Raw genomic sequence first — 26,613 nt, 5'->3', positions numbered from 1 at the left:
TCTGTCAACGGGCGAAGAGCGGTCTGTTCTCCTCGATCCACCTGATATCCGCCGCCTCTTCCTCCAGACTGCCCTGAGCGACCCAGGTCTTCTGAGGTTCCAGCCCCTGGTCGGCGAGGAGACGGACGTGCTCGATCGTCGCGTGACGGCGGCGGATGACAGCTTCGACCACGTCGAGGTCGGCCAGCATCCCGTATGCCTCCAGGAAGGCGTCGATGCGCGCACGACGGTCGGGCACCTCGGGGAAGTGATGCCACTCCAGAGAGGACTCGTCGTCCCGCATCGGGGCGAACCACAGCAGGGCGTAGGCCACGTCGGCGATCCTTGATGCAGGACGCAGGAAGTCCCAGTCGATGAGGGCGATCGCCTGTCCGTCCCGCCACACGAAGTTCCACGGTCCGGGGTCGCCGTGCGCGAAGATGTCGCCGCCTTCGGTCTCAGGAGGCGCGTTGAAGACGGCGTCCTGGGGCGGATCCCAGTCAGCCGAAGCGTCGTGGATGCGCCGCAGCAGGTGCGCTGCTGAACGGAGCCCCTGCTCGTCGTGCTGGTTCTTCCATCCGTCCCCGCCGCTCTCCCCGTCGATGAAGCGGAGCACCTCGGTCTCCTCGTCCAGCGACAACGGTTCGGGAACGCACTCCAGACCCTTCTCGCGAAGGTGGCGCAGGAACGAATGCACCGTGCGGCTCTGCGGCCCAGCTGGTCGCGTGACGGTCTCAGCCGACAGCTCCACGGGACGGAAGTGTTCGTTCACCTCAGCCGCTCGGTTCCGTGCCTCGTCATGGGCCATGCCTGCACCCTCACACAGGCGACGGACAGTGACCATCGAGTTCTTCGAGGACTCGCTCATCGACCCGAGCCGGATTCGACTGACGTCAACCGGGGGGTCCGATGGCCCTAGCAGGGCCCGGCGCAGGTGTGTTTCAGTGACAGGTCCGGAGTGAAGCCTGACTGGGAGGTCACCATGCGTGCACGCACAACGATCCGGGGTCTGCTCGTCGCGTTGCTGGGGCTCACCCTGATGGCGCCGTGGGGCGGTGGTGCCCAGGCAGCACCGGAGCGCGACCTCACGTTCATGTCGTACAACCTCTACCTCGGGTCGAGCCTCGATCCGGCGCTGGAGGTCCCCTCGCTGCCGCCGCCCCAGCAGCCCGCCGCGTTCGTCGCTGCAGTGGCGACGATCTACGGCACCGCCGTCTTCACCGACTTCCCGACCCGGGCCGAAGCGGTCGCCGACATCATCGCGGACGAGGAGCCGGACGTCATCGGGATGCAGGAGGTCACCAAGTGGATCGCGCAGGCCACCGCTGCGGACTCGACCGCGAACCCACCCAGCTATGACTTCCTGGAGATCCTGATGGCCGCGCTCGCAGCCCGGGGCCTGGACTACGAGGTCGCGGCGGTCACGCAGAACGCGAACATCGGTCCGGCGCCGCTCTTCAGCCCGCAGTTCGACTGCGTGGCCGTGGCACCCGCTGACTGCGTCGTCACGCTCCAGGACCGGGACGTGATCCTCGTCAACGCCGACACCCCGGCGCTGCACTGGGACAACCCGCAGTCCGGCACCTACGACGCCCAGCAGAGCATTCCGCTGCCCGGTGGCCCCGCGGCCTCCTTCGGCCGCGGTTGGGTGACGATCGACGCCAAGTACCGGGGCCGGCGGTTCCACGTCGCCAACACCCACCTCGAGGTGTCCGGCTTCCCTGAGGTGCAGGAGGCGCAGGCGCAGGAGTTCCTCGACGGACCCGCCGAGGGTCCGGGCGCCGACATCGCCCTCGGCGACTTCAACTCGGCCGCCGACGGCAGCACCACGAGCTCCTACGCCCTCCTCACCGACCGGTTCCGCGACGCCTGGGCGGTGAACCCCCAGGACCCCGGCTACAGCAGCGGGCAGAACCAGACACTTACCAACCCGACGTCGACGCTCGACCAGCGGATCGACCTCGTCCTCGTCCACGGGGCCGTCGGCACGGTCGAGGCCCACCTCGTGGGCGACGACCCGTTCAGGGAGCAGACTCCGCAGCAGCCCCGCCCGATCTGGCCCTCGGACCACGCGGGAGTGGTGTCGACGCTGCGGCTTCGCTGAGTCATCACTCGCGCTGGTGGTCGGCAGGCGGCGGGCTGACGCGCCTCAACCGTCGGCCGACAAGTCCCCGCCGTGCTCGCCCTGGAGGTCCCTGAGCACGGCAGACGGGCCGTCGATCGCCCAGCCCTCCCCGATGAGGTAGTTGCCGTCGGACGCCGAGCCGGCCTCGACGAACTTGTCCCGATCGTCGTCGGCGGCGAAGTAGTAGACCCCGAGCTTCAAGCCATCGCGGTCGCACTCACCGCCCTCGGTGACGTACCGCTCCTCCGACGTGTCGGACCAACCGGTGCAGCCGATCATGTCGGCGACCGCTTGGCCGGAGTCCACTGTCTCGCCCCCACCGCCGCAGCCCGAGAAGAGCATCGCCGCCGCCGCGATCACGGCACCCGTGATCATCTTCATCCCGGGATCGTGCCACGGCCCGCGCGGTCACGCAGGACGATCGCAAATAGCGCGGGACTTGCTGCACCTGACCCTTGAATGACCGTGGGTCCCGGACAGACGATGTTCCTGGGTCGAGTACAGGAGGTCAGCGTGAGCTCTCGGACGGATCGTGTCCACGTCCTCACGACGACAGACGTGCTCGCGTTGAAGGGGCGCACGCTGGGGCCGTCCGCGTGGCTCCCTGTGACGCAGGACCGCGTCGACGCATTCGCCCGCGCGGCCGACGACTGGCACTGGGCACACGACGACGTCGAGCGGGCGTCCCGTGGGCCCTTCGGGGGGACCATCGCTCACGCCCACCTGACGTTGAGCCTGATCCCGCACCTCTTCGCATCCCTGGTCGGCTTCGCCGATCGGGAGGACGCGATGTTCTACGGATACAACCGGGTCCGGTTCCCCACGGCGGTCCTCGTCGGGTCCACCGTGCGGATGCGCGTCGACATCGTGGACGTGGTCGACCTGGGAGGCGGCGAGCAGCTGACCGTGGATCTGCTCATCGAGATCGACGGGGCCGACCGTCCCGCCTGCGCCGCTCAGGCCTTGTTCAGGCACTACCACGTGAAAGCGCCCGACTGACCTCAGGCGCAGCAGCGACGTACGCCGGTCCCCGTCCGGTCCGCGCGAGTGCCCGGCCCTCGGCCGGGAGAATCACTCGGGCGGTCGACACGCCACTCAGCTGCGGCGAGCCCTGTTCGTCCGCGCGGTGGCGGGTGCGCTGCGTGGATCCTCGGGCCAGGCGTGCTTGGGATAGCGCCCGCGCAGGTCAGCGCGCACGCCCGGGTAGCCGTTGTCCCAGAAGGACTCCAGGTCTGCGGTGACAGCCGCTGGGCGTCGCGCGGGAGAGAGCAGGTGCAGCAGGAGCGGGACCCTGCCGTCGGCCAGGAGGGGTGTTGCGGTCCAGCCGAAGACCTCCTGCAGTCGCACGGCGAGCACCGGCTGGTCCTGGGAGTAGTCGATCCGCACGCTCGACCCGCTGGGCACCTCCACGCGCTCGGGGGCCAGGTCGTCGAGCCTGCCCGCCTCCGGCCACGGCACCATCGCTCGCAGGGCGGCGGTCACGTCGATCCGACGAAGATCCTTCGCCGAGCGGAACCGCGCCAGCCGCAGTCCGAGCCAGGAGTCGAGGTCCTGTGTGAGTGCAGCGTCGCTCACGTCGGGCCACGGGTCACCGAGCGCGCGGTGCAGGAAGTCGAGGCGGGCTCGCAGCGCCGTCGCCGCCTCCGTCCAGGCGAGGAGAGCGATCCCCTCGCTCGCGACCGCCACCCGGATCGCGTCGCTCACGGCCTGCGCGGGCGGGTCGCCGAGCGGGGCCGAGGTGAGCTCGATCGCGCCCAGCAACGTCCGTCGCCGAGCCAGCACCCGCCCCTGGGTCCAGGTGACCTCGTCCACCTCGGTCCACAGCGATCCCGCTGCCTCCAGCGCGAGGTCCTCGGTGAGGGGGGCCGCCGCGCGGATCCGGGCCTCACGTTGCCCGGGCCGTCGCTGCGCGTCACCGATCGCGAGCCACTCCAGACCGGCCAGCGGCCCCGGATCGTGCGAGTCGAGCGCCGCGCCTGTCCCGGACGCCATCAGGTAGCTCGACGTACCGGCTCGCTTGCGGGCGATCCGGTCCGGGTGCGCCAGGGCCACCACGAGACCCACCGCCACGTCATCGGTGAGTGCCCGGGCGTCGCCCGACGCCCCTCCCCGGTCGCCGGCGGCGCGCTGCTTCGCCACCACCTCCTCCAGCCGGGTGACCTGGTGGCGCCACGATCCTGCACGCCTGTCAGCGCGCAGTGAGCGGAGCGCAGCAACCAGGTCTCCGCCGGGAGCGCGTACGTCCTCGCTCAGCATCGCGACCACCTCCGAGGCCCGCCTGGCCCCGACGAGACCAGCCCCCTCGATCAGGGCGCGCGCCAGCCTGGGATCGACCGGCACGCCGGCGATCACCCGGCCCCGCGAGGTGACTCTCCCGTCCTCGGTCAACGCCCCCAGCCCCACCAGCACCTCCGTGGCCGCCGACAGTGCGTGCGCCGGTGGCTGGTCGAGCAGCGCCAGGCCGTCGACGTCCTGGCTGCCCCAGCACGCCACCTCCAGCGCAAAGGCCGTCAGGTCGGCGGTGGCGATCTCGGGCTCCGGGTGGGCGGCCAGGTGCGCGTGCTCCGCCTCGGACCAACAACGCAGCACGGTCCCCGGCCCCAGCCGTCCGGCCCGTCCCGCCCGCTGCTCGGCCGCTGCCCGGCTCACCGCGACGGTGACCAGGGATGCCAGTCCGCGACGGTGATCGGTGCGTGGCTCGCGCGAGAACCCGGCATCCACCACGACGCGTACGCCGGGCACCGTCAGCGACGACTCGGCGACCGCGGTCGAGACGATCACTCGTCGACGCGGGCCCTCGCTGAGCGCACGGTCCTGCTCGGCGCCGGACAGCCGTCCGTGCAGGGCGTGCACGGCCGCGTCCACACCGGCCAGGCGACGTACGGTCGCCTCGACCTCCGCGACACCCGGCACGAAGACCAGGACGTCCCCCTCGTGCCCGACCAGCGCACGACGCACGGTCGCGGCGACGTGGTCGTGGAACGCCGGGGTGATCCCCCGGTCGTCGGTCCGGCGCACCCCCGCAGGCGGCGGGCACCAGACCGCCTGGACCGGGTGCAGGGCGCCCGGGACGCGGATCACCGGGGCGCCACGTCGATCGTCGGGACCGCCGGGATCGTCACCTCGGCCGAGCAGGGTTGCCGTCCGTTCGGCCTCGATGGTGGCCGACATCGCCACCAGGGCCAGGTCCTCACGCAGGTTGGCCCGGACGTCGATGAGCAGCGCCAAGGTCAGGTCGGCGTCGAGGTGGCGCTCGTGCACCTCGTCGAGCACGACGGCCCCGACTCCGACCAGCTCAGGGTCGTGCTGGATGCGTCGGAGCAGCAGACCGGTCGTGACGATCTCCACACGCGTACGACGACTGCTGCGCCGGTCTCCGCGGACGGCGTACCCGACCGTCTCGCCCACCGGCTCGCCCAGCAGGTGCGCCAGCCGACGAGCAGCAGCGCGGGCTGCGATGCGACTGGGCTGCGTGACGACGACCCGTCCGGCGACGACCCCGGCGACCGCGGGTGGGACCAACGTCGTCTTGCCGGTGCCCGGCGGCGCCTGGACCACCGCGACCCCGCGCGTGCGAAGCGCCTCGACGAGATCGGCCAGACCCGCAGCGACCGGGAGGTCGGGCGGCGCGGCGAGCAGGGTGCGCAGCGGGTCGGACACTCATGCAGTGTGCCTGATTCCGATCCGCGGACGAGGCTGCGGGACACAGGCCTACAGACCTTCCGCGCGAGCCGGTCAGGTGTTGGTTCCGCGTCGCGGCGAAATCAGGTGACGCGGGTCAGCGCCCTGGCGAGCGCGTGCAGGTCGTCACTGGTGTTGTACCCGTGCAGGGACACGCGGATGCCGCCGACTCGTGAGCTGGTGAAGACCAGGTGGTCCCGAGCCAGAGCTGTCTGGACGTCGGGTCCCGACGCGCGGGGGTGTCGCAACGAGACGATGTGGTGGCTGGCGGCTGGGTCCCCTGCTCGACGGAACGGGTACCAGCCGGACGGGGCCACGAGGTCGACGAGCTCGTGGGCCAGGAGGCGTGAGTGATCGGCGAGCGCGGGGATGCCTGCGCTGCTGAGCAGGTCGATGGAGCGTTGCAGCCCGACCGCAGAGGCGTACGACATCGTGGACAGCTCGTAGCGGCGCGCGCCAGAGGCCAGTCTGAGGTCCGTCGCGGTGAAGTCGAAGGGATCCTCAGCCCCCATCCATCCCACCACCGGGGGCACGAGCTCGGCCAGCTCGGCGTCCAGCGCGGCGAGTGCGACGCCCCCGTGGGCCGAGAGCCACTTGTAGCCGCTGCACACGAGGGCATCGACGCCCCAGTCCCTCATGCTCACCGGGGCGGCACCCGCAAGCTGGGTCACATCGACGACGACACGGGCCCCCACCATGTGCGCGGCGCGGGCCACGGCGGCGACGTCGATCCTCGTGCCGGTCGAGTACTGCACCGCGCTCACGCACACGACCCCGGTCCGCTCGTTCACCGCTGCGATGAGCCCGTCGGTGAGATCGCTGCCGGGCTCGTCGACGACCCAGCGGAGGACAGGTGGCGTGACATGGCTCCGACCAGTGGCGGCGAGCCACGGGTACGTGACGCTGGGGAAGTCGGTGGTCACCAGCACGACCTCGGGTGCGTCCGACCTCAGTCCCGAGGCAAGGGCCGCGGCAAGCTGCCCCAACCCTTCGCTCGCCCCTGCCAGCACCGCGATCGATCCAGGCGGGGCGTCGAACAGCGTTGCTGCGGCCTGCCGAACGCCGTCCAGGACTCGTGCCTCGTCGTCGTCGGACAGTCGGACGTTGCCGTACTGGCCGACATCCTCGAGGAACCGCGTCATCGCCTCGATGGCCGGGCGGGGCACGAGCCCCAGGGATGCCTGGTTGAGGTAGGTGTACTCCTCGAGAGCCGCGTACATCTCCCGCGGGAGCAACGCGCCGTCGCCATCACGACCGGCCCGTGGAGCGTTCACCTCGACGACGCCCTTGAATGAGCGACGCCACGAATCGCCCTGCAGCAAGCCACGACAGACTCCTTCTGCGTCGTCTTGTCCTGCCGGGTACGACGCACCTCGTCCGGGCGAGCACGATCGCGCAGGGCTCGAGCAAGCCTACCCATCGCCCAACCTTGCACAGGGTGAAATCAGTGCCGATCCTCGTGGCGGTGGATGCCGTTGACGGAGGAGAGTGGTCGCATGATCAAGATTCTCAGCGACATGCCCATCGGTGTCCTCGGGCTCGAGGCGATTGATGACGTCGAGGAGGAGGACTACCGCGACGTCCTGGTTCCCGCCGTCGAAGCAGCGATCGCCGAGCACGGCAAGGTGCGCCTCGTCTACGTCCTCGGCCCGGAGTTCGACGAGTACGAGGGAGAAGCGGTGTGGGAGGACCTCAAGCTCGGCGCGCGCCATGCGTCGTCCTTCGAACGCATCGCGGTCGTCACCGACGCACGGTGGGTCGGGCCGGCCATGAAGCTCTTCAGCATCCTGCTCCCAGGGCAGGCGCGAGCCTTCTCCCTCGCGGAGCGGGAGACCGCAACCCGATGGGCGGCCACGGGGGAACTGCCAACCAGCTGAGAGGTCACTCGACCCTGGGGGCAGGCCGAGCTGGCCCTCGAGACCGGCCTCGTGTGAAAGGACAAGAGGATGGACGCGAACACGGTGTACCACCGGACCGTCGAGTTCTTCGCCGACCGGGTCAACGCGGTGAGGGACGACCAGTGGGGAGATCCCACGCCGTGCACGGAGTGGACGGTGCATGACCTCGTCAACCACGTCACCTACGAGAACCTCTGGACCGTGCCTCTCATGGAGGGCGCGACGATCGAGGAGGTCGGTGACCAGTTCGACGGTGACGTGCTCGGCGAGGACAGGATCGGCACGGCCCTGGCGGCTGCCCGGAACGCGATCTCCTCCGTGGCCACCCAGCTCCCTCTCGGTGGCACGGTGCACCTGTCGTTCGGAGAGACGCCCACGCAGGAGTACGCCATGCAGCTGGCCGCCGACCACCTGGTCCACGGCTGGGACCTGGCCGCTGCCACCCAAGGCGACACACGCATGGATCCCCACTTGGTGCACGCGGTCGCCCAGTGGTTCGACGCCAACGAGGAGGCCTACCGACAGGCGGGCGCCGTCGCCGCGCCGCGGCCCCTCACCCGCGACGCTCAGCAGGACCTGCTGGCCCGCTTTGGCCGCGACCCTGAATGGGGTCCACACCATCGGACCCTCGCGTTGTTCAACGCGGCTTTCGGTGACGGGGACCTCGACGCCGCACTCGCCCTGGTCACCGATGACATCGTCTTCGAATCCACGTCGCCGGCGGCGGACGGGCAGCGCGTCCAGGGACGCGACGTCGTCCGGGCGGCCTGGACCCAGGTCATGCGCACGCCCGGGATGAGCTTCACCGAGGAGGAGTCCTTCGTGTCCGGCGATCGCGCCGTCGTCCGCTGGCGCTATGCCTGGGGAGGTCCGGACTCGGGCCACGTGCGAGGAGTGGACGTCATCCGTTTCCGCGACGGGCTCGTCTGCGAGAAGCTCTCCTACGTCAAGGGCTGACTGGGGGCGGCCCATCGATGCCCGGTGTCCCTACCTGCACCGTGGACGAGGGCGGCCGGTCGGTTCTACCGTGACTGGATGACCGACCCGGCCGAGCTGAGCGACCCTCACTGTCCGACGTGCGGCCAGCCCCTCCGGCACGGCGACCACCTCCAGCCTGACAACGCCAGACTGGTGATGACCTCAGGCAACGCCGGGGTCACCTTCGAAACGCAAGGGCGCTGCGAGAACGAGGCATGCGCTGACTTCGGCAGCGAGTTCGCACCCGAGGAATGGCTGGGGCCAACCAGCGGCGAGTAGGGGCGACCCGTGGGCGGTGTGGAGACGTGTGCGCCGTCCTGATCGCAGGGCGAACGATCGCCATCGGTCCTGTCGGCTCTCAGCGTCGCCGCGAATCGACACGGTCAGGGCGGCGTACAGGTCGGGCACACTTGCCACCGTGACGTCCATGCCCCCAGGGGCCCACCCGGAGTTGCGAGTCCAGCTCGTCGCGGACACCTCCAGCGTCCCCGGAGCGCGCAGGTTCGTCATCGACGGGTTGCGGCAGTGGGGCCGCGAGCATCTCGTCGACGACGCCGCCCTGTGCGTCACCGAGATGGCGGCGAACTCCGCCCTGCACAGCGGCAGCCCTTACCTACGTGTTCGGTTGCGTGACGTCGAGCCAGGCGTGCGGCTCACCGTGGAGGACGCGGGCGGCATGGTCCCGCTCGCGGCGGTGGCCCCGCCGCCGGTCGCGAGCCAGGGCACCACCGGTCGCGGCCTGGTGATCGTGTCGGTCCTGGCGCAGTCCTGGGGGATCGAGGAGCGCGTCGATGGACGAGGCGTATGGGCCGAGCTGGCCGGCGACGGCGTCGAGCACGACGTACGCCCGCCGGTGGTGGAGTACCGAGAACGCGCGGCACCGGAGCAGGTCGTCCTGCCCGCCGGCTGGGCGAGGGTGAGGCTGCTTCGCTGTCCGGTGCAGCTCGCGCTCCAGATCGACCAGCGGCTCGACGACCTGGTTCGGGAGCTCCAGCTCATCGACTCCAACGAGGGTGCGACCCCACCGCGGGAGCTGGGTCTGCTCATCGAGCGACTGGTGACCCGCCCTGCCTTTGCGCGACACCTGGGTCGTCGGACCGCACTGGACGCCGCCGCAATGGGAATGGAGCACGTCGACATCGAGATGACACTTCCCCGTGAGATGGCCGCGACGCTCCCTGAGCTGCTGGCCGCCGAGCACCTGGCTGATGAGATCAGCGAGACCCACCAGCTGCTCACGCTGCGGTCCACTCCGGAGATGGTGTCGCTGCGCACCTGGTTCGCTGACTCCATCGTCAGCCAGGCGGAGGAAGAAGCGGAGCCAGTGCCGTACGACGAGTGGCTCCACGAGCGAGGCTGACGGCCACACCACCATCGGCTACAGGCCACCGACTCGTCCTCCTCCAGACGGACCGACGCAACGCTCTCCACCAGATCGCTGCCCCCTGGCCCGCATGGCGCCTTTCCGCGATGCGACCTATCGGGTCGAGGCTGGTGGGCGCCCGGCGGCGCGCAACAGTCCACGCGTCCGACCGGCGCCGTCCCAGGTGTTGTTGAGCTCGATCACCGCCAGCGCCGAGGTCGGCATGGGCACTCGGCCGGCGGTGAGGGCCTGGGCGAGGTCCTCAATGCCGGGGTTGTGTCCGACGAGCACGACCGTGTTCAGTGCCTCGTCGAGACCGCGGACGATATCCAGGAGCTCGTCGACGGAGGCAGCGTAGGCGTCGTTGTCGTGCCGAGTATTGGGCGGCTCGTCGAGTTCGTCCGAAGCCAGATCCCAGGTGCTCCGAGCTCGCTGGGCAGTGGAGACGACCGCCAGGTCGATCGAGTCGACGTTGGCTGCCAGCCACCGGCCGGCTTCGGGCGCCTGGCGCCGGCCACGCTTCGCGAGCGGGCGATCGTGGTCATCCTCGTGGCCCGACCAGTCCGACTTGGCGTGTCTGAGGAGGATCAGCGTGTGCTCGGCCACCTACCTAGTGTGCGCCCATGCGACGGCGTCTGGCGGACGCAACCCGACATGCGGTGACCGAGCTGGTGTCCGAGGAGACAATGCGGCGAAGTGACGCACCCGTGTCAGTCCCGAACGTAATCGCCGTCGTCAGCGAAGGATGCCGACCACGACAGATACGGCCAGCCCACCTTCCTACTTGGCGCGCTAGTCCTAAGCCACGTCCTGGCTGCGGCTGGCCCGACACCCAGGCCGCAACCTCGTTGGCGGGCCGGATGAGGCTGCCCGTGGCGTGCGGCGCGGCGCGCCGACGACGAGGGTGCCCACGCGCACCTCCTCCACAACCAGAGGACTGATGATGACCTGACGGACCGGACAGCGAGGACAGCGGTGTTCACTGTCACTGGGTGGCAGTGAACTACCGCTATCCGGTGCTCAGCGCTCGCAGCTCCGCTCGACCTCGGTCTTGCAGCGGTCACGGCCCGGTCCGCCGAGGCCGCGGTCCTTGCCTGCGCCGCCACGAAGGACGTCGGCCTGCTTGGACCCCTCGAGACGGTCGTCGCCGGCTCCGCCGGCCAGGACGTCCTTGTCACCCCCACCAGTGAGTTTGTCGTTGCCCGGCCCGCCCCAGGCCTTGTTGACGCCCCCGATGGCGGTGCTGGTGCGGATGTCGTCGTTGCCGGAGCCGCCGTAGATGCGGTCAGGAAGCTTTTTGCCACTCAGGTTGTCGTTGCCCGAGCCGCCGCGCAGCGTCGCCCCGCCGCGCTCGCAGCTGTAGCCGATCTCCGTCATGGGGTCGAAGGTGCTGTGGGTGATGAAGTCCTTGCCTCCGCGGCCGTTGATCGTCGCGAAGCAGCCGGCAGCGAAGAAGCGGTTGGCCTTGTCGTTGCCAATCACTGTCGACTCGTAGGCGAGGACGGCGGCATCTTCGACGTCGGCGAACGATGCGGTGTGCGAGCCGTTCACGACCAGCTGGCCCTGCGCCAGGTCGAGATCGACGGAACCGTCGCTGGACAAGATGTCGAGTGCGCTGATTCCAGACCGGACATCGACGCGGTCGGTTCCTGCCCCCAGATCGAAGTGGCTGCCCGACGCGGTCCCGACCAGTCCTAGCGCGTCGTTGCCCCGGCCCAGGTCGGCCCGCACGACCGCCGGCCGGTCGATCTCGACCACGTCATCGTCATCCGTGCCGAGGACCGCGACTGCGCCGAGACCGGGCTCGGGAGACACCCTGAGCAGCGCTTCGAACGAGCTGAACGATGCCGCCCGTACCCCGTCGCGAGTGAGCGTCTGCGCTGCAAGATCGATGCTGACGGTCTGTCCCGAGACCCGCAGGTTCAGCCGGTCCTCTCCTTCGCCGCCGTCGAGCACGCCTGCGGCGCCCATGGTGCCGGACCACCGGACGTAGTCGTGTCCAGCGCCGGTTCGCACCACGTCGTCATTGGGCAACCCCGGTCCCCCGGACGTGACACTGTCCGCGCCTTCGCCGGTGTCGATCTGGTCGCGATCTACCTCGCTGGGCTCGAGGTCGGCGGGTCTCGGAGCAGCTGCCCCGGCAGTGACGCGGTCGTCCTCCGAACCACCCACGAACGTGTCGGCGCCGTCCCCGAGGATCGCGTGGAGGTAGTAGCCGTTCTCCAGGGCCGTGCTGTCCACCAGATCGTTGCCTGCCCCGGCATCGATCGTGAGCGTGTTTCCGCTGGAGCCTGCACCGGTTGCGCAGATGACGTCGTCGCCGCCGCCGGCCAAGACGTTGCCGCTGGCGCCGGTGACGATCACGTCGCGACCCTCGGTGCCTTGAAGGTTGTACTCGGTGCCCACGATCGTGGCGGCCTCGCCGCGGCAGGTCTCGCCGGCTGCTGTGGCGAACCCAGTGGGTGCCAGGAGGGTCGTGCCGAGAAGGAGGGCGGTGACTGCTGTCGTACGACGCATGGCGGGTGTCCTTGAGGTGAGGCTGCCTACCTGAAGTCAATCAGCAGCATGTCGGTGTCGGTGCCGTCGGAGACGAACCCGCCCTCCTGTGATGCACCGGACCTCGATCTGGTTGCGAGGACCGGGACTGCGAGACAGCGGTAGTTCACTGTTACTGGGTGGCGTGGTCCACCGCTCGCTCTTGTGGATCCCGTAGTGGCCTTCGTGGATATGGTCGCCGGTCGACCAGACGGGCCTTGCGGCCGCCCTTCGCGACCGACGACCGGCTCCGCGGGTGCCCGATGCGAGCGCTCCATGCGCCTTCGGCTTGGCCGAACAGCAACGCAAGGACGCGCATGCGACCACCACGGTGAAGATCAACCGGTGGAAAGACAACGAGATGCGGGCGCTCGTCAAGAAGGTGATGAGTTGATCGCCCGGATCAAGGCCGGAGAGACTCTGGCTCCTCGCGAGCTCGCGTATAGCTCACTCCACTGCACTCCCGTCACGCAGCACCAGGACCTCATCCGATCGGTGCGTGCCCGCAAGTCTTGATTGAAGCCCGTTGATCGGCGTGAGACCTACCGTTGGTAGCCGACAGGCGGCGGAGAGCCTCGTGATCGAAGCGTGCTGAGCGCCATCCGTCAGCCGGTACCCGTACGCCACTCGAGCGGCGTCATCCCGTACTCCGCCCTGAAGACCCGGCTGAAGTGTGAGGGATCGGCGAAGCCCCAGCGCGCGCTGATCGTGGCGATGGCGAGGTGTTGTCGCCGATCGTCCCGCAGCTCGCGGCGGCAGGCCTCGAGTCTTTGCCGGCGGATGGTGTCGCTCAACCGGATGTCGGCGCTCGCCAGGACCTTGAAGAGCTGGCGCACCGAGACGTGGTGTGCGGCGGCGATGGTCTCTGCGCTCAGGTCGCGGCTGCCCAGGTGCTCGGCGATGTGTCGCTGGACTCGTAGCGCGAGTGATTGGTCCAGTGGCTCCCTGGCCAGGTCGTCGTCCTCGACGTGTGCTGCCACGAGAGCCCGAATGAGCTCGAGGGCCGGTGTGACCATCAGCTCCGCCGCTCGCGGCTTGTCCAGGATGTTGCCTCGGCCGAGGGAAGCCAAGAAGGGGGCAACCACTGCGGCCAGCGGGTTGTTGTCGGAGCCGATGCGCGTGCCGAGGACCTGGCCGAGGGTGCGTGGTGGGAGCGCGAGCGCGGATCGCGGCACCTGGAAGTAGTGCAGCTCTGTGGCTCCCCGGTTGGTGATCGAGTACGTCCGGGTCGTCTCGTAGATCGTCACGTCTCCGGGGCGGAGAACCGTCTGGCGGTCGCCCTGCGTGATCCGCGAGCTGCCTCGACCCTGCACCGCCACGAACACCATGGGTTCATGGTCCGATCTCGCCTGCCGGGCTGTGCGCCACAACGAGTTGTCGGACGATCGTGCTGAGTTGAAGTTGAGGGGGCCTGCCGTGGCCAACCTGCACCACAGGTCGATCTGGTCGGCGGGACGGTCCCAACGGATCTCGACCGGCAGCACGCCCGCGCAGATGGCTTCGTGGATCGCGTCCACGCGCTCGACGACGGGCATGTCGTCGGAGTTCAGAACGATGCTCATCGCCGACCTCCGGTGCTGGAGCTCCTGGCTCAGCAGCCTAGATCCCCGGGGGTCCGGTGCCCATCCATCGTGCAGGACCAGCACACGACCCTGCAGGCGCGGGCCATCTGCATCTCCTACCGACACCTACCTTGAGGAGAACTCCCACAGAGAGGCGCCACCCATGTCCGACAGCACCATGACTCCGACACCAGCCGAGCTCGCCGAGGTGGAGCGAGCCAACGGATCGAACAAGCAACCGGTCGTCTTCGTCCACGGACTGTGGCTCCTCGACTCGAGCTGGGACCGGTGGGCGGCGTTCTTCGAGGAAGCCGGATACGTGGCTGTGACACCCGGCTGGCCCGACGACCCGGAGAGCGTCGAGGACGCACGCTCCCGTCCTGATGTCTTCGCTGGCAAGAGCGTCGGCGACGTCGCGGCGTACCAGCAGGCGATCATCGAGAAGCTCGACAAGAAGCCGGCGATCATCGGCCACTCGTTCGGTGGAGTGCTGGTGCAGATCCTGGCTGGGAGAGGACTGGCGGCGGCGACCTGCGCCATCTCGCCGGCCCCCTCGCGCGGGGTCCTCCCCCTCCCCGTGAACGCGCTGAAGGCGGCGGCCCCGGTGCTGGCGAACCCGGCCAACCGTGGCCGCGCCATCACGTTGACGTACGACCAGTTCCGGTTCGGCTTCGCGAGCTCGGTCAGCGAGCAGGAGGCAAAGGAGCTCTACGACCAGTTCCACGTCGCCGGCTCAGGAGTCCCGCTCTTCCAGGCTGCCTTCGCCAACGTGAATCCCGGGAGCGAGGTCAAGGCAGAGAAGAAGGGTGAGGACCGCGGTCCGATGCTCGTCCTCGTCGGGGAGGAGGACCACCAGGCCCCGCCCGCGATTGCTCGCGCGACCTACAAGAAGCAGGCCAAGAACGAGTACTCCGTGACGGAGCTCGTCGAGGTCCCAGGCCGCGGGCACTCGATCACGATCGACTCCGGCTGGCAGGAGGTCGCCCAGTCCTGCGTGGACTTCTTCCGGAAGGTCGGTGTCTGAGCGAAGGGGATGTGCCTGTCACCAGGACACAGCGACGTACTTGCTCTCCATGTAGTCCAGCATCCCCTCGTGCCCACCCTCACGCCCGATGCCCGACTGCTTCGTGCCGCCGAAGGGTGCGGCCGGGTCGGACACGAGTCCGCGGTTGAGGCCGACCATGCCGGCGTCGAGCCGCTCGCTGACGCGCAGGCCGCGGGCGAGGTCCTGGGTGTAGACGTAGGAGACCAGGCCGTACTCGGTGTCGTTGGCCATCGCGATGGCGTCGTCCTCGTCGGTGAAGGTCAGGACCGGGGCGACGGGGCCGAAGATCTCCTCGCCCAGGATGTCCGCACCGCGGGGCACGTCGATAAGCACGGTCGGTGAGTAGTAGAAGCCCTCGCGATCCGGACGGTCGCCGCCGAGCACGACCCGGGCACCGGCCGAGACCGCGCCCCTGACCAGCTCGTCGACCTTGGCGGCCGACTCCTCGTTGACCAGTGGGCCGACCTGGGTGTCGTCGTGGGTGCCGGGGCCGACGGTCAGCGCCTTCATACGCTCGGCCAGCCGGCGACTGAAGTCCTCGGCCACGTCGGCGTGGACGTAGAAGCGGTTGGCCGCCGTGCACGCCTCGCCGGCGTTGCGCATCTTGGCGATCATCGCGCCATCGATCGCGGCGTCCATGTCGGCGTCCTCGAAGACGAGGAACGGCGCGTTGCCGCCCAGCTCCATCGAGCAGTTGACGACCTGGTCGGCCGCTTCCTTGAGCAGCACCCGGCCCACCTCGGTGGAGCCGGTGAAGGACAGCTTGCGGACCCGGGGGTCGTGCACCATCGCCGAGACCACGGCGCCGGAGCGCCGCGCCGGCAGCACCGACACCACGCCCTCGGGGACGCCCGCGTCGGACAGGATCTTCGCCATCAGCAGCGCCGTCAGCGGCGTGTCGGAGGCGGGCTTGAGGATCACCGTGCAGCCGGCGGCCAGGGCCGGGCCGATCTTGCGAGTGGCCATCGCGGCGGGGAAGTTCCACGGCGTCACCAGCACCGCGATGCCGACCGGCTGCTGCAGCACGAGGATGCGGTTGGCGCCGGACGGTGCGGTCATCACCGTGCCCGAGGCGCGCACGGCCTCCTCGGCGTACCAGCGGAAGAACTCCGCGGCGTACGCCGTCTCGCCGCGCGCGTCGGGCAGGGCCTTGCCGTTCTCCAGGGAGATCAGGTGGGCGATCTCGTCGGACCGCTCGGTCATCAGCTCGAAGGCCTTGCGCAGGATCTCGGCCCGCTCGCGCGGTGCCGTCGCCGCCCACGACGCCGCAGCGGCGTCCGCCGCGTCGACGCACGCCATTGCGTCCTCGACCGTGCCGTTGGCCACCGAGGTGATGACCTGGCCGGTCGCCGGGTCGAGCACGTCGAAGCGACCGCCGTCGGAGGCGGCGCGCTCGACGCCGCCCACCCACAGGTCGAGCGGCAGGTCGGCGACGGAGGAGAGCGAGAAGTCAGCCACGGGTCGGGCCTTTCAGTGGGTCAGTAGGGGTTGGTGACGAAGAGCTCCTGCGCCGGGAAGAGCGTGAGGATGCGAGGACCGTCCTCGGTGATGACGATCTCCTCCTCGATCCGGGCGGCGGAGAGGCCGTCGGTGGCCGGGCAGTAGGTCTCGAGGGCGAAGACCATGCCGACCTTGAGCTCGACCGGCTCCTTCATCGAGTTGAGCCGCGAGATGATCGGCCGCTCGTGCAGGCCGAGGCCCAGGCCGTGGGCGAACTGCAGGCCGAAGGCCTCCATCTCGCTGCCGAAGCCGAACTCCTCGGCCTTCGGCAGCAGCGCGGCCACCTCGTCGGTGCCGACGCCGGCCTTGATCCCGTCGATCCCGCGGTCCATCCACTCCCGCGCCTGGGTGTAGGCGTCACGCTGCGCCGGGGTCGAGCTGCCCACCGCGAAGGTGCGGTAGTAGCAGGTCCGGTAGCCGTTGAAGGAGTGGATGATGTCGAAGAAGGCCTGGTCACCCGGGCGGATCAGGCGGTCCGTGAAGTTGTGCGGGTGCGGGTTGCAGCGCTCGCCGGAGATGGCGTTGACGGCCTCGACCTGGTCGGAGCCCATCTCGTAGAGCCGCTTGTTGGCCAGCGCCACGATCTCGTTCTCGCGGACGCCGGGCTTGAGCGCCTCGGTGATGTCCTGGTAGACGCCGTCGACCATCGCGGCGGCCTGGTTGAGCAGCATGATCTCGTCGCCGCTCTTGATGCAGCGCGCGTCGAGCATCAGCTGCTGGGCGTCGACGACGGTGAGGCCCTGGCGCTGCATCTCGAAGAGGAACGGCGGCTCCACGATGTCCATCCCGACCGGCATGTCGGCCACCCCGGCCTCGGTCAGCAGCGACTTGATCTCCGCGACGGCGTCGACCATCAGGCCCACCGACGGCGCGACCGCGCCGCGGAAGCCGAGGAAGCCTGCGCGGTAGTTCTCCTCCGGCACCCACTGGGAGTAGATCTTGTGGTGCTTGACCGCCGACCCGAAGTCCCACAGGACCGGGTCCTTGTCGCGGGCCAGCAGCGCGTAGCGGATCATCTTGTCGCCGAGCGCACCGCCGATCCAGGTCTGGGTCGTGTAGCGGATGTTGTAGAAGTCGAACAGCAGGAACGACCCGCACTCGCTGGAGCCGAGGGCCTCCTTGGCCCGGGCGATGCGGTAGCGGCGCAGCCGGTCGAAGTCGACCCGCTCCTCGTAGTCGACCCCCATGTGCCCCGGCGCCGCGAGGGGGCGGCCCGCCGTGCTCATGCTCATGCCTCGTCGGCTGCGGACAGGCCGTCGTCCACCGGGGTGTCCTCCGGCGAGAGCGTGAGCCCGGAGAGCATGGCCTGCTGGTCGAGCAGGATCGCGAAGTCCTCCTCGACCCGACCCCCGCTGACCGTGCCCTGCACGGCGGCGGCCGCGGCGGCCGCGACCGGCATCGGTACGTCGAGCTCGTGGGCGGCGGCGAAGCCGAGGTCGAAGTCCTTGCGCAGCAGGATCGGGGTGAAGGTCGGCGTGTAGTCGAGGTGCACGAAGGCCGGGCTCTTGTAGGTCGTGAAGACCGACCCCATCACCGACTTGTTGAGGAACTCCAGGAACGCCGCCCGCGACATCCCGCCCTTCTCGGCGAGCACGGTGATCTCGGCGAGGTTCTGGGTGACCACGCCGAGCATGACGTTGTGGCAGATCTTCGCCAGCCGGGCCAGCTCGCCCTCCCCGACGTACGTCGCGCCCTTGCCGAGGTGGTCGAGCAGCGGCTCGACGTGCCGGTAGGTCTCCTCGGGGCCCGACACCACCAGGCTCAGGCCACCGGCCCGGACGACCTTGCCGTTGCCGCTCACCGGGGAGGCGAGGAAGGCGACGCCGCGCTCGTCGCAGGCCGCCCGCATGGCGGCCGAGGACTCGGTGGAGACCGTCGAGCAGTCGACGACGCAGCCGGGCACGTGGTCCGGGTCGGCCAGCAGGCCGTCCGGGCCGGTGAGGACCTGCTCGAGGTCGGCCGGCGTCGAGACCATCGTGAAGACCACGTCGTGCCCGCGCAGGTCGGCGATCGTGTCGGCGACCTTGCAGCCGACCCCGGTCAGCGCCTCGGCCTTGGCCCGGGTGCGGTTCCAGACGGTGACGTCCTCCCCTGCCCTGGCCAGCCGCGAGGCCATCGCGGCACCCATCCGGCCGGCACCGATCCAGCCGACCCGCAGGGATCCGGGCGTGTGAGCGTCGGTGGTGTTCATCAGTCAGCCTGCCTTCAGGTCAGCGGTCGAGTCAGCGGTGGTGGTGAGGAGGGGTTCGGGACCGCCCAGCAACCGACCGGCCAGCCAGTCGGCGGTGATCGGGCGGTGCTGCGGCGAGACGTTGGCGCAACCGTGGTTGCCGTCCTCGAGCATCAGCAGCGTGGCGGGGCCGGCGACGGCGTCGCGCATCCGGACCGCGTTCTCCCACGGGATCAGCCGGTCCTGCCGGCCGAAGACGATGAGCAGCGGCGCGACCAGGTCGGACGCCACCTGGGACAGGTCGAGCTCGAGAGCGCGCTCACGCGCCTGCTCGTCGTCGGTCGCGCCGGAGCGGTGCCGGAGCGTGTCGCGGGTGAGCTGCGGCAGGCCGGACCAGTACTCACCGAAGTTGAAGGGTCCCGCCAGCGAGACGCAGGCGCTGACCCGGTCGCCGAGGGCGGCGGCGACGCGCGGCGCGTAGTAGCCCCCGAGGCTGACGCCCCAGACCGCAAGCCGGGTGCGGTCGAGGTCGGACTGGGTGCCGATCGCCTCCCACACCACCTCAGCCACCGGCGCCCAGTCACCGCGCAGCGGCAGGTCGTACTCCGCCTCGCCCTGGCCGGGACCGTCGAGGGTGACCGTGGCCATCCCCCGGTCGAGGAAGGTCTGCTCGGTCGAGCCGAGCTCCTCCTTGGTGGAGTCGAGGCCGGGCAGCATCAGGACGACCGGGTACGGGCCCGCGCCGTACGGCGTACGCACCACCGCGACGAGCCGCGACCCCTCGAAGGGGATCTCGAGCCGGTGACCCGGCGGGTCGAGGTGCGGCAGCGCGTCGGTGAGGCAGGCGACCGCGCGCTCGTGCGCGGCGCGCATCTGGTCGGGGTCGGTGACGAAGACGAACTTGGCGAAATGGTGGTAGACGGCGGCCCGGGCCAGGTGCTCCCCGGCCGACCGCGTTCGCCCCTCGGCCAGGGCGGCCCGGCCGAGCGCCTCGTGCGCCGAGCCCTCGGCCGTCCACGTGCTGCACCAGTCGTCCCAACGCTCGATGCCCGCGGTGATCCGGGTGAAGTCGGCCGTGGTGACGCCGTTGGTCGTGAACCGCGGACCCCAGTGGGCGACGGCGGAGGCCACCAGCTCGTCCATCGTCACCTCCCGGGTCGGTCGTGCGCCGCGGCCCGTACGCCGCTCACTGCAATCGAGTGCAGCCTGACCGTCACCCACCCGAATGTCAAGCAGAAGCGCCTCCAGAGGCCCCGGCCGCCGGCTCCGCAGGCCGTGTGGACAGCCCGCGGCTGCAATCGACTGCACATTCCGGTACGGTGCCTGCGGCGGGCAGCACGTCGGCCGGGGAAGGCAGGTGGGGGCCATGACGCTCGCGCGCGTGGTGGAGCTGGGGTCGTTCACGCCGTCGGTGGTGCTGGAGGTCGCGCGTCGTACCGGCGCCCTCGCCGCCGCCGGGCTCGAGGTCTTCGAGCGACCCGTCCCGTCGTCCCCCGCGCAGTTCCGCTCCCTCATCGACGACGAGCTGCACGTCGGGCTCACCAACCCCGACAACGTGCTCGCCTACCGCTTCGACCCCCAGAACCCGCTCGGCGAGCTGGTCGACGCCCGGATCCTGGCCGGCGTCGACCGCGGCCTGGGCCTCGGCGTCTGGGCCCGCCCCGGGGCGACGCTCGACGACCTGCGCGGAGCCGTGGTCGGGGTGGACGTGCCGGGGTCCGGCTTCGCGCTCGCGCTCTTCACGCTCCTCGAACGACGCGGCCTGGCCCGCGACGACTACGAGGTGGCCAAGCTCGGGTCGACACCCCAGCGGCTGCAGGCCCTGCTCGACGGCGGCTGCGCGGCCACCATGCTCGGCGCCGGCAACGAGCTCGCGGCCGAGGCCGCCGGCTGCACGCTGATCGCCAGCGTGCGCGACGAGCTCTCCCCCTACCTCGCCACCGTCGTCTGCGTCGTCCGCGACGAGCACCTCGAGGTCGGGCACGACCTCGCCGACGTGCTGACCGCGACCGCGGCCGGCATCGTGGGCGGCGGGCTGGCCGACACCGCCGTCGAGGCGGCCGCCGCTCAGCTGGGTCTCGACGACGACCTCGCACAGCGGTACGTCGCCCGGCTGGCCGACCCCCTCGACGGCCTGGTCGTCGACGGCTCCGTCGACCCGGCCGCCCTGCGCACCGTGCTCGACCTGCGCCGGCACTGGCTGCCCCGCGTGGTCGACGGGCGCGACGTGCTGGCCGACGCCCTGGCCGACCCCGGCCTCGTGGTCCGCCGGTGAGCGAGGCGGCCTCGTCCGGGAGGGTCTCGCCGCTGCGGCTGCTGCAGGCCACCACGCTGGTCAGCACCCTCGACCGCTTCGCGATGCCGCCGATGCTGGTGGCCATCGCCACCAGCCTGGGCGTCCCGCTGACCCAGGTCGTCACCGCCGCGGGCGCCTACTTCCTCGTCTACGGGCTCGGCCAGCCGCTGTGGGGCTTCGCCTCCGACCGCTACGGCCGAGTCCGCACCCTGCGCACCAGCCTGGTGGTGGCGGGCGTGCTGAGCCTGGTCTCCGCACTCAGTCCGACGGTGCTGGTCCTCGGCATCCTGCGCGGGCTCGCCGGCGGCTTCTTCGGCGCGGCGTACCCCTCGGCCCTGATCTACCTCGGCGACACGGTCGCCCCGGCCCGCCGCCAGCAGGCGATCACCGGGCTGATGGTCGGGGTCGCGGTCGGCACCGCCGCCGCCTCGGCCGGTGCGGGCCTGCTCGCCGACGTCGCCACGTGGCGGCTGCCCTTCGTCCTCACCGGCAGCGCGGCGCTCGTGCTCGCCGTCCTGCTCCGCCGGCTGCCCGAGCCGGTCCCGACCGGGACCCGCGCCACGGCGCGGACCTCGCTGTCGGCCATCGGGCGGTCTCGGGTCACGCTGCTGGTGCTGCTCTTCGCCTTCGTCGAGGGGGTCGTGCTGCTCGGCGCCCTGACCCTGCTCCCCACCGCCGTGGAGAGCGCCGGGGCCTCGACGACCGTGGCCGGCGCGGTCACCGGTGTCTACGGGATCGCCGTGCTCGTCGGCTCGTCCTCGGTGGGACGGCTCTCGCTCGCCTGGCACCCGGCGCGGCTGATCCTGCTGGGTGCCGGCTTCGCGGCGCTCGCGACCGGGCTGCTGGCCGTCTCCCAGGAGCCCGCGGTGGCCGTCGCCGCGGCGGTGCTGCTCGGTCTGGCGTGGCCGGCCATGCACTCCTCGCTGCAGACCTGGGCCACCGAGGTGCTGCCCGGGGCCCGCGCCGTGGTGGTGTCGCTCTTCGCCGCGTCGCTCTTCGTCGGCAGCGCCGTCGGGGCCATCGCGGTGGCCGACCTGGCCGACGCCGGACGCTTCGCGCTCGTGTACGCCGGGTACGCCGCCCTCGCCGTACCGCTCGGCATCGGCGCCTGGGCGGCCAGGAGACGCTGGCACCGTCCGACCGAGGACCTGGAACCCTAGGATGCCTGCTGTGCAGACCCCCACGCTCCGGGACGTGGCAGACGCTGCCGGGGTCCACCCCGCGACTGCCTCCCGTGCCCTCAACCCCGCCACCCGTGGGCTGGTCAACGCCGAGACGGCGCGGCGGGTGATGAAGGTCGCCGAGGGCCTGGGCTACCGGCCCAACCCGATGGCGCGCGGGCTCAAGACGGCCAAGTCGGGCACGGTCGGACTGGTCATCCCGGACCTGACCAACCCGCTCTTCCCCCCGATCGTGCGCGGCATCGAGGACGTGCTGGAGCCGGCCGGCTACAGCGGCCTGATCGTCAACACCGACAACGACCCGCAGCGCGAGCACGCCCAGATCGAGCTGCTGCGCTCCCGCCAGGTCGAGGGGCTGATCGTGGCCACCGCGCTGCTCGACCACCCCCTGATGGCCAAGCTCCAGCGCGAGGGGGTGCCGATGGTGATGGTCAACCGTCGCCCGGACGGGGTCGACATCCCTTCCATCACCCCCGACGACGCGGCCGGCATCGAGATGGCCGTCGACCACCTCGCGGACCTCGGGCACCGCCGGATCGGCCACCTCTCGGGACCGGCCACCACCTCGACCGGCGTCGCCCGGCGCCGGGCCTTCCGCAACGCGGTGCGCGACCGCGACCTCGACGTGGACCCGGCGCTCGTGGTCACCTGCGAGCACTGGACCGAGGAGGCCGGTGCGATCGCACTGCGCCACCTGCTCGACGTACGCCCCGACGTCACCGCCATCGTGGCCGGCAACGACCTGATCGCGCTCGGCTGCTACGACGTCTTCGCCGAGCGCGGCATCGACTGCCCGCGGGAGATGAGCGTGGTCGGCTTCAACGACATGCCCTTCCTCGACAAGCTCGCTCCCCCGCTGACCACGCTGGCGATCCCGCACCAGCAGATCGGGGCCGAGGCGGCCCGGATGCTGCTCGACGCCATCGCCGAGCCCGACCGGGCGGCCCGCTCGGTGCTGCTGCCGCTGTCCCTCGTCGTACGCGGCTCCACCGCACCCCCGGTGACCTGACGGCCTGACCGGCGGTCAGGGGCGCCGCGGCGCCCTCAGCGCGAGCGGGGTCCGAAGACCGGGGCGACCTTGGTGAAGGCGGCCTCGCGGGCGACCTTGGTGTTGCGGTTGAAGAGCAGGAAGGCCTGCTCGATGCGCTCGCGGGCGAAGGTGTGCCGCGCGCTCGACGTCCACGTGTCGTTGAAGAGCCGCTTGGCGGCAGCGAGCTGGTCCGGCGAGCGCTCCTTGAGCTGCTCGGCGAGCTCGAGCGCGGCGGCCGCCGGGTAGGCGTCGACGCTGCCGACCAGGCCGAGCTCGAGGGCCTCCTTGCCGCTGAACATCTCGGCGGTCATCGTCAGCCGCTTGGCGGTCTCGATGCCGACCAGCTCGGAGAGGCTGCGTACGCCGGACATGTCCGGGATGATCCCCCACTTGCCCTCGAGCACCGACCAGGTGGAGTCCGGGTGGGCGATGCGGAAGTCAGCGGCCAGCGCGATCTGGAGGCCACCACCGAGGCAGTGCCCGTGGACGGCGGCGATGACCGGCACCGGCAGCCGGCGCCAGGCCCAGCACGCCTCCTGGAAGACGTTGGTGCCGTGCCACGGCCGGGGCACGAACGCGGTGGCGACCCGCATCGGCTGCTTGAGGACGGTGCCGAAGTCGAGACCGGCGCAGAACGCCTCACCCTCGCCGTCGATGACCACGGCGCGCACCGACCGGTCGCGGCGCAGCATCCGGGCCGTGTCGATGAGCTGCTCGAGGGTGTCGAGGGTGAGCGCGTTCATCTTGTCGGGACGGCTCAGCCGCACCCGCGCGATGCCGCGCTCGATGGTGCACGTGACCAGGGTGTCGTCGGCGCTCTCGGGCATGCAGCAAGGGTACGGCGACGCCCCCCGCGTCGCCGCACCCCTGCTCGTCCCCCGGTCCGGTGGGCCAGCACCTCAGCGCTTGACCTCTCGCCTCGCCCGGCTTCGCGGCGCATTCCCAAACTACGTACGGCGCTGCCCGCCCGGGCCGTGGTGGACGTCCACTTCCCGTGGCGTGGGAGAGCAGTGGAGAACCGGGCTAGTCAGCCCGTATGCGGTGTTGCCCAGCGGTTCGTCGGGCGCCTCAGCGCTTGACCCTGCCCCGGAACTTCACCGTCACGGTCTTGGGCGTCAGCCCGGGTGCCGAGGCGGTGACCTTGACCGACACCTTCGCGCCCGCGTCCCGGGCGCGGAGCCGGTAGGCCGACCTTGTCGCCCTCTTGATCCTCTTCCCGTCGGCGAACCACCGGTAGCGCACGCTCACCGACACGTTCCACGTGCCGCGCGTGACCTTGAGCGTCTTCCCGACCCGGGGCGTGCCGGATCCCCGCGGTGCCACGTCGCTGAGCACGACGGTCAGGGCCGGGGCCGCCGTCGGCGGCGCCGGTGCAGGGGCGGGCGCGGGTGCCGGGGCGGGCGCGGGTGCCGGGGCGGGCGCCGGCGCCGGGCCTGGCGAGGGCTCGGGCATCGGGGTCGGCGTGGGCGGCGGGGTGTCCGAGAGGGCCGCGTCGATGTCAGCGCGGGTGGCGGCCACGCCCACCGTGACGGTATGGGCCAGGGCCAGCGTGGGCATGTCGTTCCAGTACTCGACGGCGTAGCCGGCGCCCTCGAAGCCGATCCGGTAGGTGCCCGCGGGCAGGCCCCCGACGTCGTACGAACCGGAGGTGTTGGTGGAGGCCGACGCCACCTCCTCCCACGAGGTCGCACCCCCTGCGGTCACCTGCCGGTAGACGGCCACCCGCACGGCGTCCAGCGCCTCGCCGTCCATCCCGGTCACGGCGCCGGTGACGCGGCTGGCGGCGTCCAGCCGGGCGTCCACGACCGGCACGTTCTCGCCGCCGGCGACTGCGATGTCCTGGGCCTGCTCCACCGTGGGCTTGTCGGCGTGGAACTCGTCGAGGTGGTTGCCGGAGGGGTCGTGGAAGCCGAGGCGGAGCGTGCCGGCGGCGAGCCCGCCCACGTCGTACCAACCGGAGGCGTCCGTCTGGACCGACCCGACCGGGATCCACCGGGTGACGCCGCCGGCGGTCACCTGCCGGTACACCGCGACCTCGATCCCCTCGAGCGCCTGGTCGTCCGCACCGACGACGGTCCCCGTGACGTGGCCGGCGATCGCGAGCTCGGCGTCCTTGTCCAGCACCGTCGCGCCCGCCGGCACCGCGACGTCCACGGCCTCGAGCACGGTGGGCTCGTCGTCGTAGAACTCCGGGGCGTGGTTGCCGGTGTAGTCGTGGAAGCCGAGTCGGTAGGCGCCGGCCCGCAGGCCACCGATGACGTACGCGCCGGAGAGGTCGGTGAAGCCCGACGCCACCGCCTCCCAGCGGGTGCCGAGCCCGTCGGTCACCTGCCTGTACGCCGTCACCTCGATGTCGCCGACCGGCTCGCCGTCCGGACCTCTCACGGTCCCGCCGACGTACGCACCTCGGGCCAGCCGCGCGTCGATGCCCGACACCGTCTGCGCCGCGGCTACCACCACGTCGTTCGCGAGCTGCACGGTCGGCTGGTCGGCGTGGAACTCCTCGACGTGCTCGGCGAAGCTGTCCTGGAAGCCGACCCGGTAGGTGCCGGCGGCGAGGCCCCCGACGTCGTACCTCCCGGCCGCGTCCGTCCAGGCGCTCTCGACCCGCTCCCAGACGTCGGTCCCGGCTCCGCCGACCCGCTGGTAGACCGCGACCTCCGCGAGCTCCAGCGGCTCGGCCTCCGCGTTGGTGACGGTCCCGGTGACGTGCGCGGCCCGCGCCAGCTGAGCGTTGCGGCCCGTCAGGACGGCGCCGCTGCCCACCACGACGTCCACGGCGAGCTCGACGGTGGGAACGTCCTGGAAGTACTCCGGGACGTGGTCGCCGTCGTAGTCGACGAACCGGAGACGGTAGGTGCCCGGCGGCAGCGACAGGTCGTAGGCGCCGGACGCGTTGGTGTCGTCGCGGGCCACCTCGTCCCAGTAGGTGACCTCGCCGTCGAAGTAGGACTCGAGCGCCACGACGTACGCACTCCCCAGCGGCTGCCCACCGGGTCCCGTGAGCGTGCCGGCGACCCGGCCGTTGGCCGCGTGCGCGGCGGCCACCGGGAGCAGCGCGCCCGCCACCAGGGCGAGGACGACCACCCACCGGGTCAGCGAGCGGGCCAGGACAGGACGGTGCAGGCGCATGGCGGTCTCCGGTTCCGGCCCCTCCCCTCGGGGGCGCTGTCCTGCAATTTAGGTACGCCGCGACGCCGCAAGTCCGTTCGTCGGATTCATCCCCCATTTGTGGGAGGCGCGGTCCAGACACACCGGAAATGCGCAGTG

At 70.9% G+C, this 26,613-nt stretch carries 24 protein-coding genes and 1 riboswitch; of the genes, 11 read left to right on the top strand and 13 right to left on the bottom strand.

Annotated elements, in window-relative coordinates:
- Window positions 1-4: 4 nt before the first annotated feature.
- Complete coding sequence (locus tag DAE25_RS17805) at window positions 5-787, bottom strand: phosphotransferase enzyme family protein (protein ID WP_159083828.1); 783 nt, start codon at window positions 785-787, stop codon at window positions 5-7.
- A gap of 174 nt (window positions 788-961) precedes the next feature.
- Between DAE25_RS17805 and DAE25_RS17800 the strand changes: the two genes are divergently transcribed.
- Window positions 962-2,083, top strand: coding sequence for an endonuclease/exonuclease/phosphatase family protein (locus DAE25_RS17800; protein ID WP_159083827.1), 1,122 nt, complete (start codon window positions 962-964; stop codon window positions 2,081-2,083).
- Between the two features lie 45 nt (window positions 2,084-2,128).
- Here the strand turns inward: DAE25_RS17800 and DAE25_RS17795 are convergent, their stop codons facing one another.
- Window positions 2,129-2,485, bottom strand: a complete 357-nt coding sequence (locus DAE25_RS17795; protein WP_107767491.1) for a hypothetical protein — start codon at window positions 2,483-2,485, stop codon at window positions 2,129-2,131.
- Window positions 2,486-2,617: 132 nt separating this feature from the next.
- Here DAE25_RS17795 and DAE25_RS17790 point away from each other — a divergent pair, with 132 nt between their 5' ends.
- Entirely contained in the window at window positions 2,618-3,103 is a 486-nt protein-coding gene (locus tag DAE25_RS17790; protein ID WP_199907660.1) for a MaoC family dehydratase, read from the top strand.
- A gap of 96 nt (window positions 3,104-3,199) precedes the next feature.
- Here DAE25_RS17790 and hrpB read toward each other — a convergent pair whose 3' ends face one another.
- Both hrpB and DAE25_RS17780 read right to left on the bottom strand, forming a co-directional pair.
- Window positions 3,200-5,764 carry an ATP-dependent helicase HrpB gene (hrpB, locus tag DAE25_RS17785; protein WP_234411127.1) on the bottom strand — a complete coding sequence of 855 codons (2,565 nt, stop codon included), beginning with the start codon at window positions 5,762-5,764 and terminating at the stop codon, window positions 3,200-3,202.
- Window positions 5,765-5,868: 104 nt separating this feature from the next.
- Window positions 5,869-7,059, bottom strand: coding sequence for an aminotransferase class V-fold PLP-dependent enzyme (locus DAE25_RS17780; RefSeq protein ID WP_159083826.1), 1,191 nt, complete (start codon window positions 7,057-7,059; stop codon window positions 5,869-5,871).
- Between the two features lie 64 nt (window positions 7,060-7,123).
- Window positions 7,124-7,187, bottom strand: a riboswitch (guanidine-III (ykkC-III) riboswitch).
- 94 nt (window positions 7,188-7,281) lie between these two features.
- Between DAE25_RS17780 and DAE25_RS17775 the strand changes: the two genes are divergently transcribed.
- The 4 genes from DAE25_RS17775 (at window position 7,282) to DAE25_RS17760 (ending at window position 10,021) form a co-directional block, all read left to right on the top strand.
- Window positions 7,282-7,662, top strand: a complete 381-nt coding sequence (locus DAE25_RS17775; protein ID WP_159083825.1) for a SpoIIAA family protein — start codon at window positions 7,282-7,284, stop codon at window positions 7,660-7,662.
- A 69-nt stretch (window positions 7,663-7,731) separates the two neighbouring features.
- Window positions 7,732-8,640, top strand: a complete 909-nt coding sequence (locus tag DAE25_RS17770) for a TIGR03086 family metal-binding protein (protein ID WP_107767487.1) — start codon at window positions 7,732-7,734, stop codon at window positions 8,638-8,640.
- A gap of 78 nt (window positions 8,641-8,718) precedes the next feature.
- Window positions 8,719-8,940 (top strand): hypothetical protein, encoded by a 222-nt coding sequence (locus DAE25_RS17765; RefSeq protein ID WP_107767486.1) that lies wholly within the window; start codon window positions 8,719-8,721, stop codon window positions 8,938-8,940.
- Between the two features lie 148 nt (window positions 8,941-9,088).
- Window positions 9,089-10,021 (top strand): ATP-binding protein, encoded by a 933-nt coding sequence (locus DAE25_RS17760; protein WP_107767485.1) that lies wholly within the window; start codon window positions 9,089-9,091, stop codon window positions 10,019-10,021.
- A 117-nt stretch (window positions 10,022-10,138) separates the two neighbouring features.
- Here DAE25_RS17760 and DAE25_RS17755 read toward each other — a convergent pair whose 3' ends face one another.
- Both DAE25_RS17755 and DAE25_RS17750 read right to left on the bottom strand, forming a co-directional pair.
- Window positions 10,139-10,630, bottom strand: coding sequence for a SixA phosphatase family protein (locus tag DAE25_RS17755; RefSeq protein WP_107767484.1), 492 nt, complete (start codon window positions 10,628-10,630; stop codon window positions 10,139-10,141).
- Between the two features lie 414 nt (window positions 10,631-11,044).
- Window positions 11,045-12,541 (bottom strand): calcium-binding protein, encoded by a 1,497-nt coding sequence (locus tag DAE25_RS17750; protein WP_107767483.1) that lies wholly within the window; start codon window positions 12,539-12,541, stop codon window positions 11,045-11,047.
- Between the two features lie 274 nt (window positions 12,542-12,815).
- On the opposite strand from DAE25_RS17750, the gene DAE25_RS23270 reads away from it, so the two are divergent.
- Window positions 12,816-12,953 (top strand): hypothetical protein, encoded by a 138-nt coding sequence (locus tag DAE25_RS23270; protein WP_159083823.1) that lies wholly within the window; start codon window positions 12,816-12,818, stop codon window positions 12,951-12,953.
- Window positions 12,954-13,164: 211 nt separating this feature from the next.
- Here the strand turns inward: DAE25_RS23270 and DAE25_RS17745 are convergent, their stop codons facing one another.
- The gene (locus tag DAE25_RS17745; protein ID WP_159083822.1) at window positions 13,165-14,121 is read right to left on the bottom strand and encodes an AraC-like ligand-binding domain-containing protein; all 957 of its coding nucleotides are present in this window, start codon (window positions 14,119-14,121) and stop codon (window positions 13,165-13,167) included.
- 163 nt (window positions 14,122-14,284) lie between these two features.
- Here DAE25_RS17745 and DAE25_RS17740 point away from each other — a divergent pair, with 163 nt between their 5' ends.
- Window positions 14,285-15,145 (top strand): alpha/beta hydrolase, encoded by an 861-nt coding sequence (locus tag DAE25_RS17740; protein WP_234411126.1) that lies wholly within the window; start codon window positions 14,285-14,287, stop codon window positions 15,143-15,145.
- Between the two features lie 18 nt (window positions 15,146-15,163).
- On the opposite strand, the gene DAE25_RS17735 is transcribed toward DAE25_RS17740, so the two are convergent.
- Genes DAE25_RS17735 through DAE25_RS17720 form a run of 4 tightly spaced genes read right to left on the bottom strand, consistent with a single transcriptional unit; the run spans window position 15,164 to window position 19,979 of the window.
- Complete coding sequence (locus tag DAE25_RS17735) at window positions 15,164-16,624, bottom strand: NAD-dependent succinate-semialdehyde dehydrogenase (RefSeq protein ID WP_107767481.1); 1,461 nt, start codon at window positions 16,622-16,624, stop codon at window positions 15,164-15,166.
- A gap of 20 nt (window positions 16,625-16,644) precedes the next feature.
- Window positions 16,645-17,898 carry a M24 family metallopeptidase gene (locus tag DAE25_RS17730; protein ID WP_234411125.1) on the bottom strand — a complete coding sequence of 418 codons (1,254 nt, stop codon included), beginning with the start codon at window positions 17,896-17,898 and terminating at the stop codon, window positions 16,645-16,647.
- On the bottom strand, window positions 17,895-18,857 hold the full coding sequence (locus DAE25_RS17725) for an NAD(P)-dependent oxidoreductase (protein WP_107767479.1): 963 nt from the start codon (window positions 18,855-18,857) through the stop codon (window positions 17,895-17,897). Before DAE25_RS17725 ends, DAE25_RS17730 begins: the two co-directional genes overlap by 4 nt.
- 3 nt (window positions 18,858-18,860) lie before the next feature.
- Entirely contained in the window at window positions 18,861-19,979 is a 1,119-nt protein-coding gene (locus DAE25_RS17720) for an alpha/beta hydrolase family protein (RefSeq protein ID WP_107767478.1), read from the bottom strand.
- Between the two features lie 223 nt (window positions 19,980-20,202).
- Here DAE25_RS17720 and DAE25_RS17715 point away from each other — a divergent pair, with 223 nt between their 5' ends.
- From DAE25_RS17715 to DAE25_RS17705, 3 genes are read left to right on the top strand one after another with little or no spacing between them, the layout of a single operon-like run.
- The gene (locus tag DAE25_RS17715; protein ID WP_107767477.1) at window positions 20,203-21,111 is read left to right on the top strand and encodes an ABC transporter substrate-binding protein; all 909 of its coding nucleotides are present in this window, start codon (window positions 20,203-20,205) and stop codon (window positions 21,109-21,111) included.
- Entirely contained in the window at window positions 21,108-22,292 is a 1,185-nt protein-coding gene (locus tag DAE25_RS17710) for an MFS transporter (protein ID WP_234411124.1), read from the top strand. Before DAE25_RS17715 ends, DAE25_RS17710 begins: the two co-directional genes overlap by 4 nt.
- 34 nt (window positions 22,293-22,326) lie before the next feature.
- Window positions 22,327-23,322, top strand: coding sequence for a LacI family DNA-binding transcriptional regulator (locus DAE25_RS17705; RefSeq protein WP_234411123.1), 996 nt, complete (start codon window positions 22,327-22,329; stop codon window positions 23,320-23,322).
- A 35-nt stretch (window positions 23,323-23,357) separates the two neighbouring features.
- Here the strand turns inward: DAE25_RS17705 and DAE25_RS17700 are convergent, their stop codons facing one another.
- On the bottom strand, window positions 23,358-24,170 hold the full coding sequence (locus DAE25_RS17700) for a crotonase/enoyl-CoA hydratase family protein (protein WP_107767475.1): 813 nt from the start codon (window positions 24,168-24,170) through the stop codon (window positions 23,358-23,360).
- A 241-nt stretch (window positions 24,171-24,411) separates the two neighbouring features.
- Window positions 24,412-26,475: an MSCRAMM family protein gene (locus DAE25_RS17695; protein ID WP_107767474.1), complete on the bottom strand. Its 2,064-nt coding sequence runs from the start codon at window positions 26,473-26,475 to the stop codon at window positions 24,412-24,414.
- Between the last annotated feature and the right edge of the window lie 138 nt (window positions 26,476-26,613).

The organism is Nocardioides terrigena (genome assembly GCF_003047265.1).
Classification (GTDB): Bacteria; Actinomycetota; Actinomycetes; order Propionibacteriales; family Nocardioidaceae; genus Nocardioides; species Nocardioides terrigena.
Note: the sequence above shows the minus strand (reverse complement) of the source record. Positions and strands in the feature narration are given on the sequence as shown.

Bases quoted from the DNA above. Each gene is read 5' to 3' on its own strand.
- DAE25_RS17805 (WP_159083828.1), bottom strand. From the start codon at position 787: ATGGCCCATGACGAGGCACGGAACCGAGCGGCTGAGGTGAACGAACAC.
- DAE25_RS17795 (WP_107767491.1), bottom strand. From the start codon at position 2,485: ATGAAGATGATCACGGGTGCCGTGATCGCGGCGGCGGCGATGCTCTTC.
- DAE25_RS17800 (WP_159083827.1), top strand. From the start codon at position 962: ATGCGTGCACGCACAACGATCCGGGGTCTGCTCGTCGCGTTGCTGGGG.
- DAE25_RS17720 (WP_107767478.1), bottom strand. From the start codon at position 19,979: ATGGACGAGCTGGTGGCCTCCGCCGTCGCCCACTGGGGTCCGCGGTTC.
- DAE25_RS17760 (WP_107767485.1), top strand. From the start codon at position 9,089: ATGCCCCCAGGGGCCCACCCGGAGTTGCGAGTCCAGCTCGTCGCGGAC.
- DAE25_RS17770 (WP_107767487.1), top strand. From the start codon at position 7,732: ATGGACGCGAACACGGTGTACCACCGGACCGTCGAGTTCTTCGCCGAC.
- DAE25_RS17730 (WP_234411125.1), bottom strand. From the start codon at position 17,898: ATGAGCATGAGCACGGCGGGCCGCCCCCTCGCGGCGCCGGGGCACATG.
- DAE25_RS17750 (WP_107767483.1), bottom strand. From the start codon at position 12,541: ATGCGTCGTACGACAGCAGTCACCGCCCTCCTTCTCGGCACGACCCTC.
- DAE25_RS17740 (WP_234411126.1), top strand. From the start codon at position 14,285: ATGTCCGACAGCACCATGACTCCGACACCAGCCGAGCTCGCCGAGGTG.
- DAE25_RS17765 (WP_107767486.1), top strand. From the start codon at position 8,719: ATGACCGACCCGGCCGAGCTGAGCGACCCTCACTGTCCGACGTGCGGC.
- DAE25_RS17775 (WP_159083825.1), top strand. From the start codon at position 7,282: ATGATCAAGATTCTCAGCGACATGCCCATCGGTGTCCTCGGGCTCGAG.
- DAE25_RS17745 (WP_159083822.1), bottom strand. From the start codon at position 14,121: ATGAGCATCGTTCTGAACTCCGACGACATGCCCGTCGTCGAGCGCGTG.
- DAE25_RS17725 (WP_107767479.1), bottom strand. From the start codon at position 18,857: ATGAACACCACCGACGCTCACACGCCCGGATCCCTGCGGGTCGGCTGG.
- DAE25_RS17700 (WP_107767475.1), bottom strand. From the start codon at position 24,170: ATGCCCGAGAGCGCCGACGACACCCTGGTCACGTGCACCATCGAGCGC.
- DAE25_RS17695 (WP_107767474.1), bottom strand. From the start codon at position 26,475: ATGCGCCTGCACCGTCCTGTCCTGGCCCGCTCGCTGACCCGGTGGGTG.
- DAE25_RS17715 (WP_107767477.1), top strand. From the start codon at position 20,203: ATGACGCTCGCGCGCGTGGTGGAGCTGGGGTCGTTCACGCCGTCGGTG.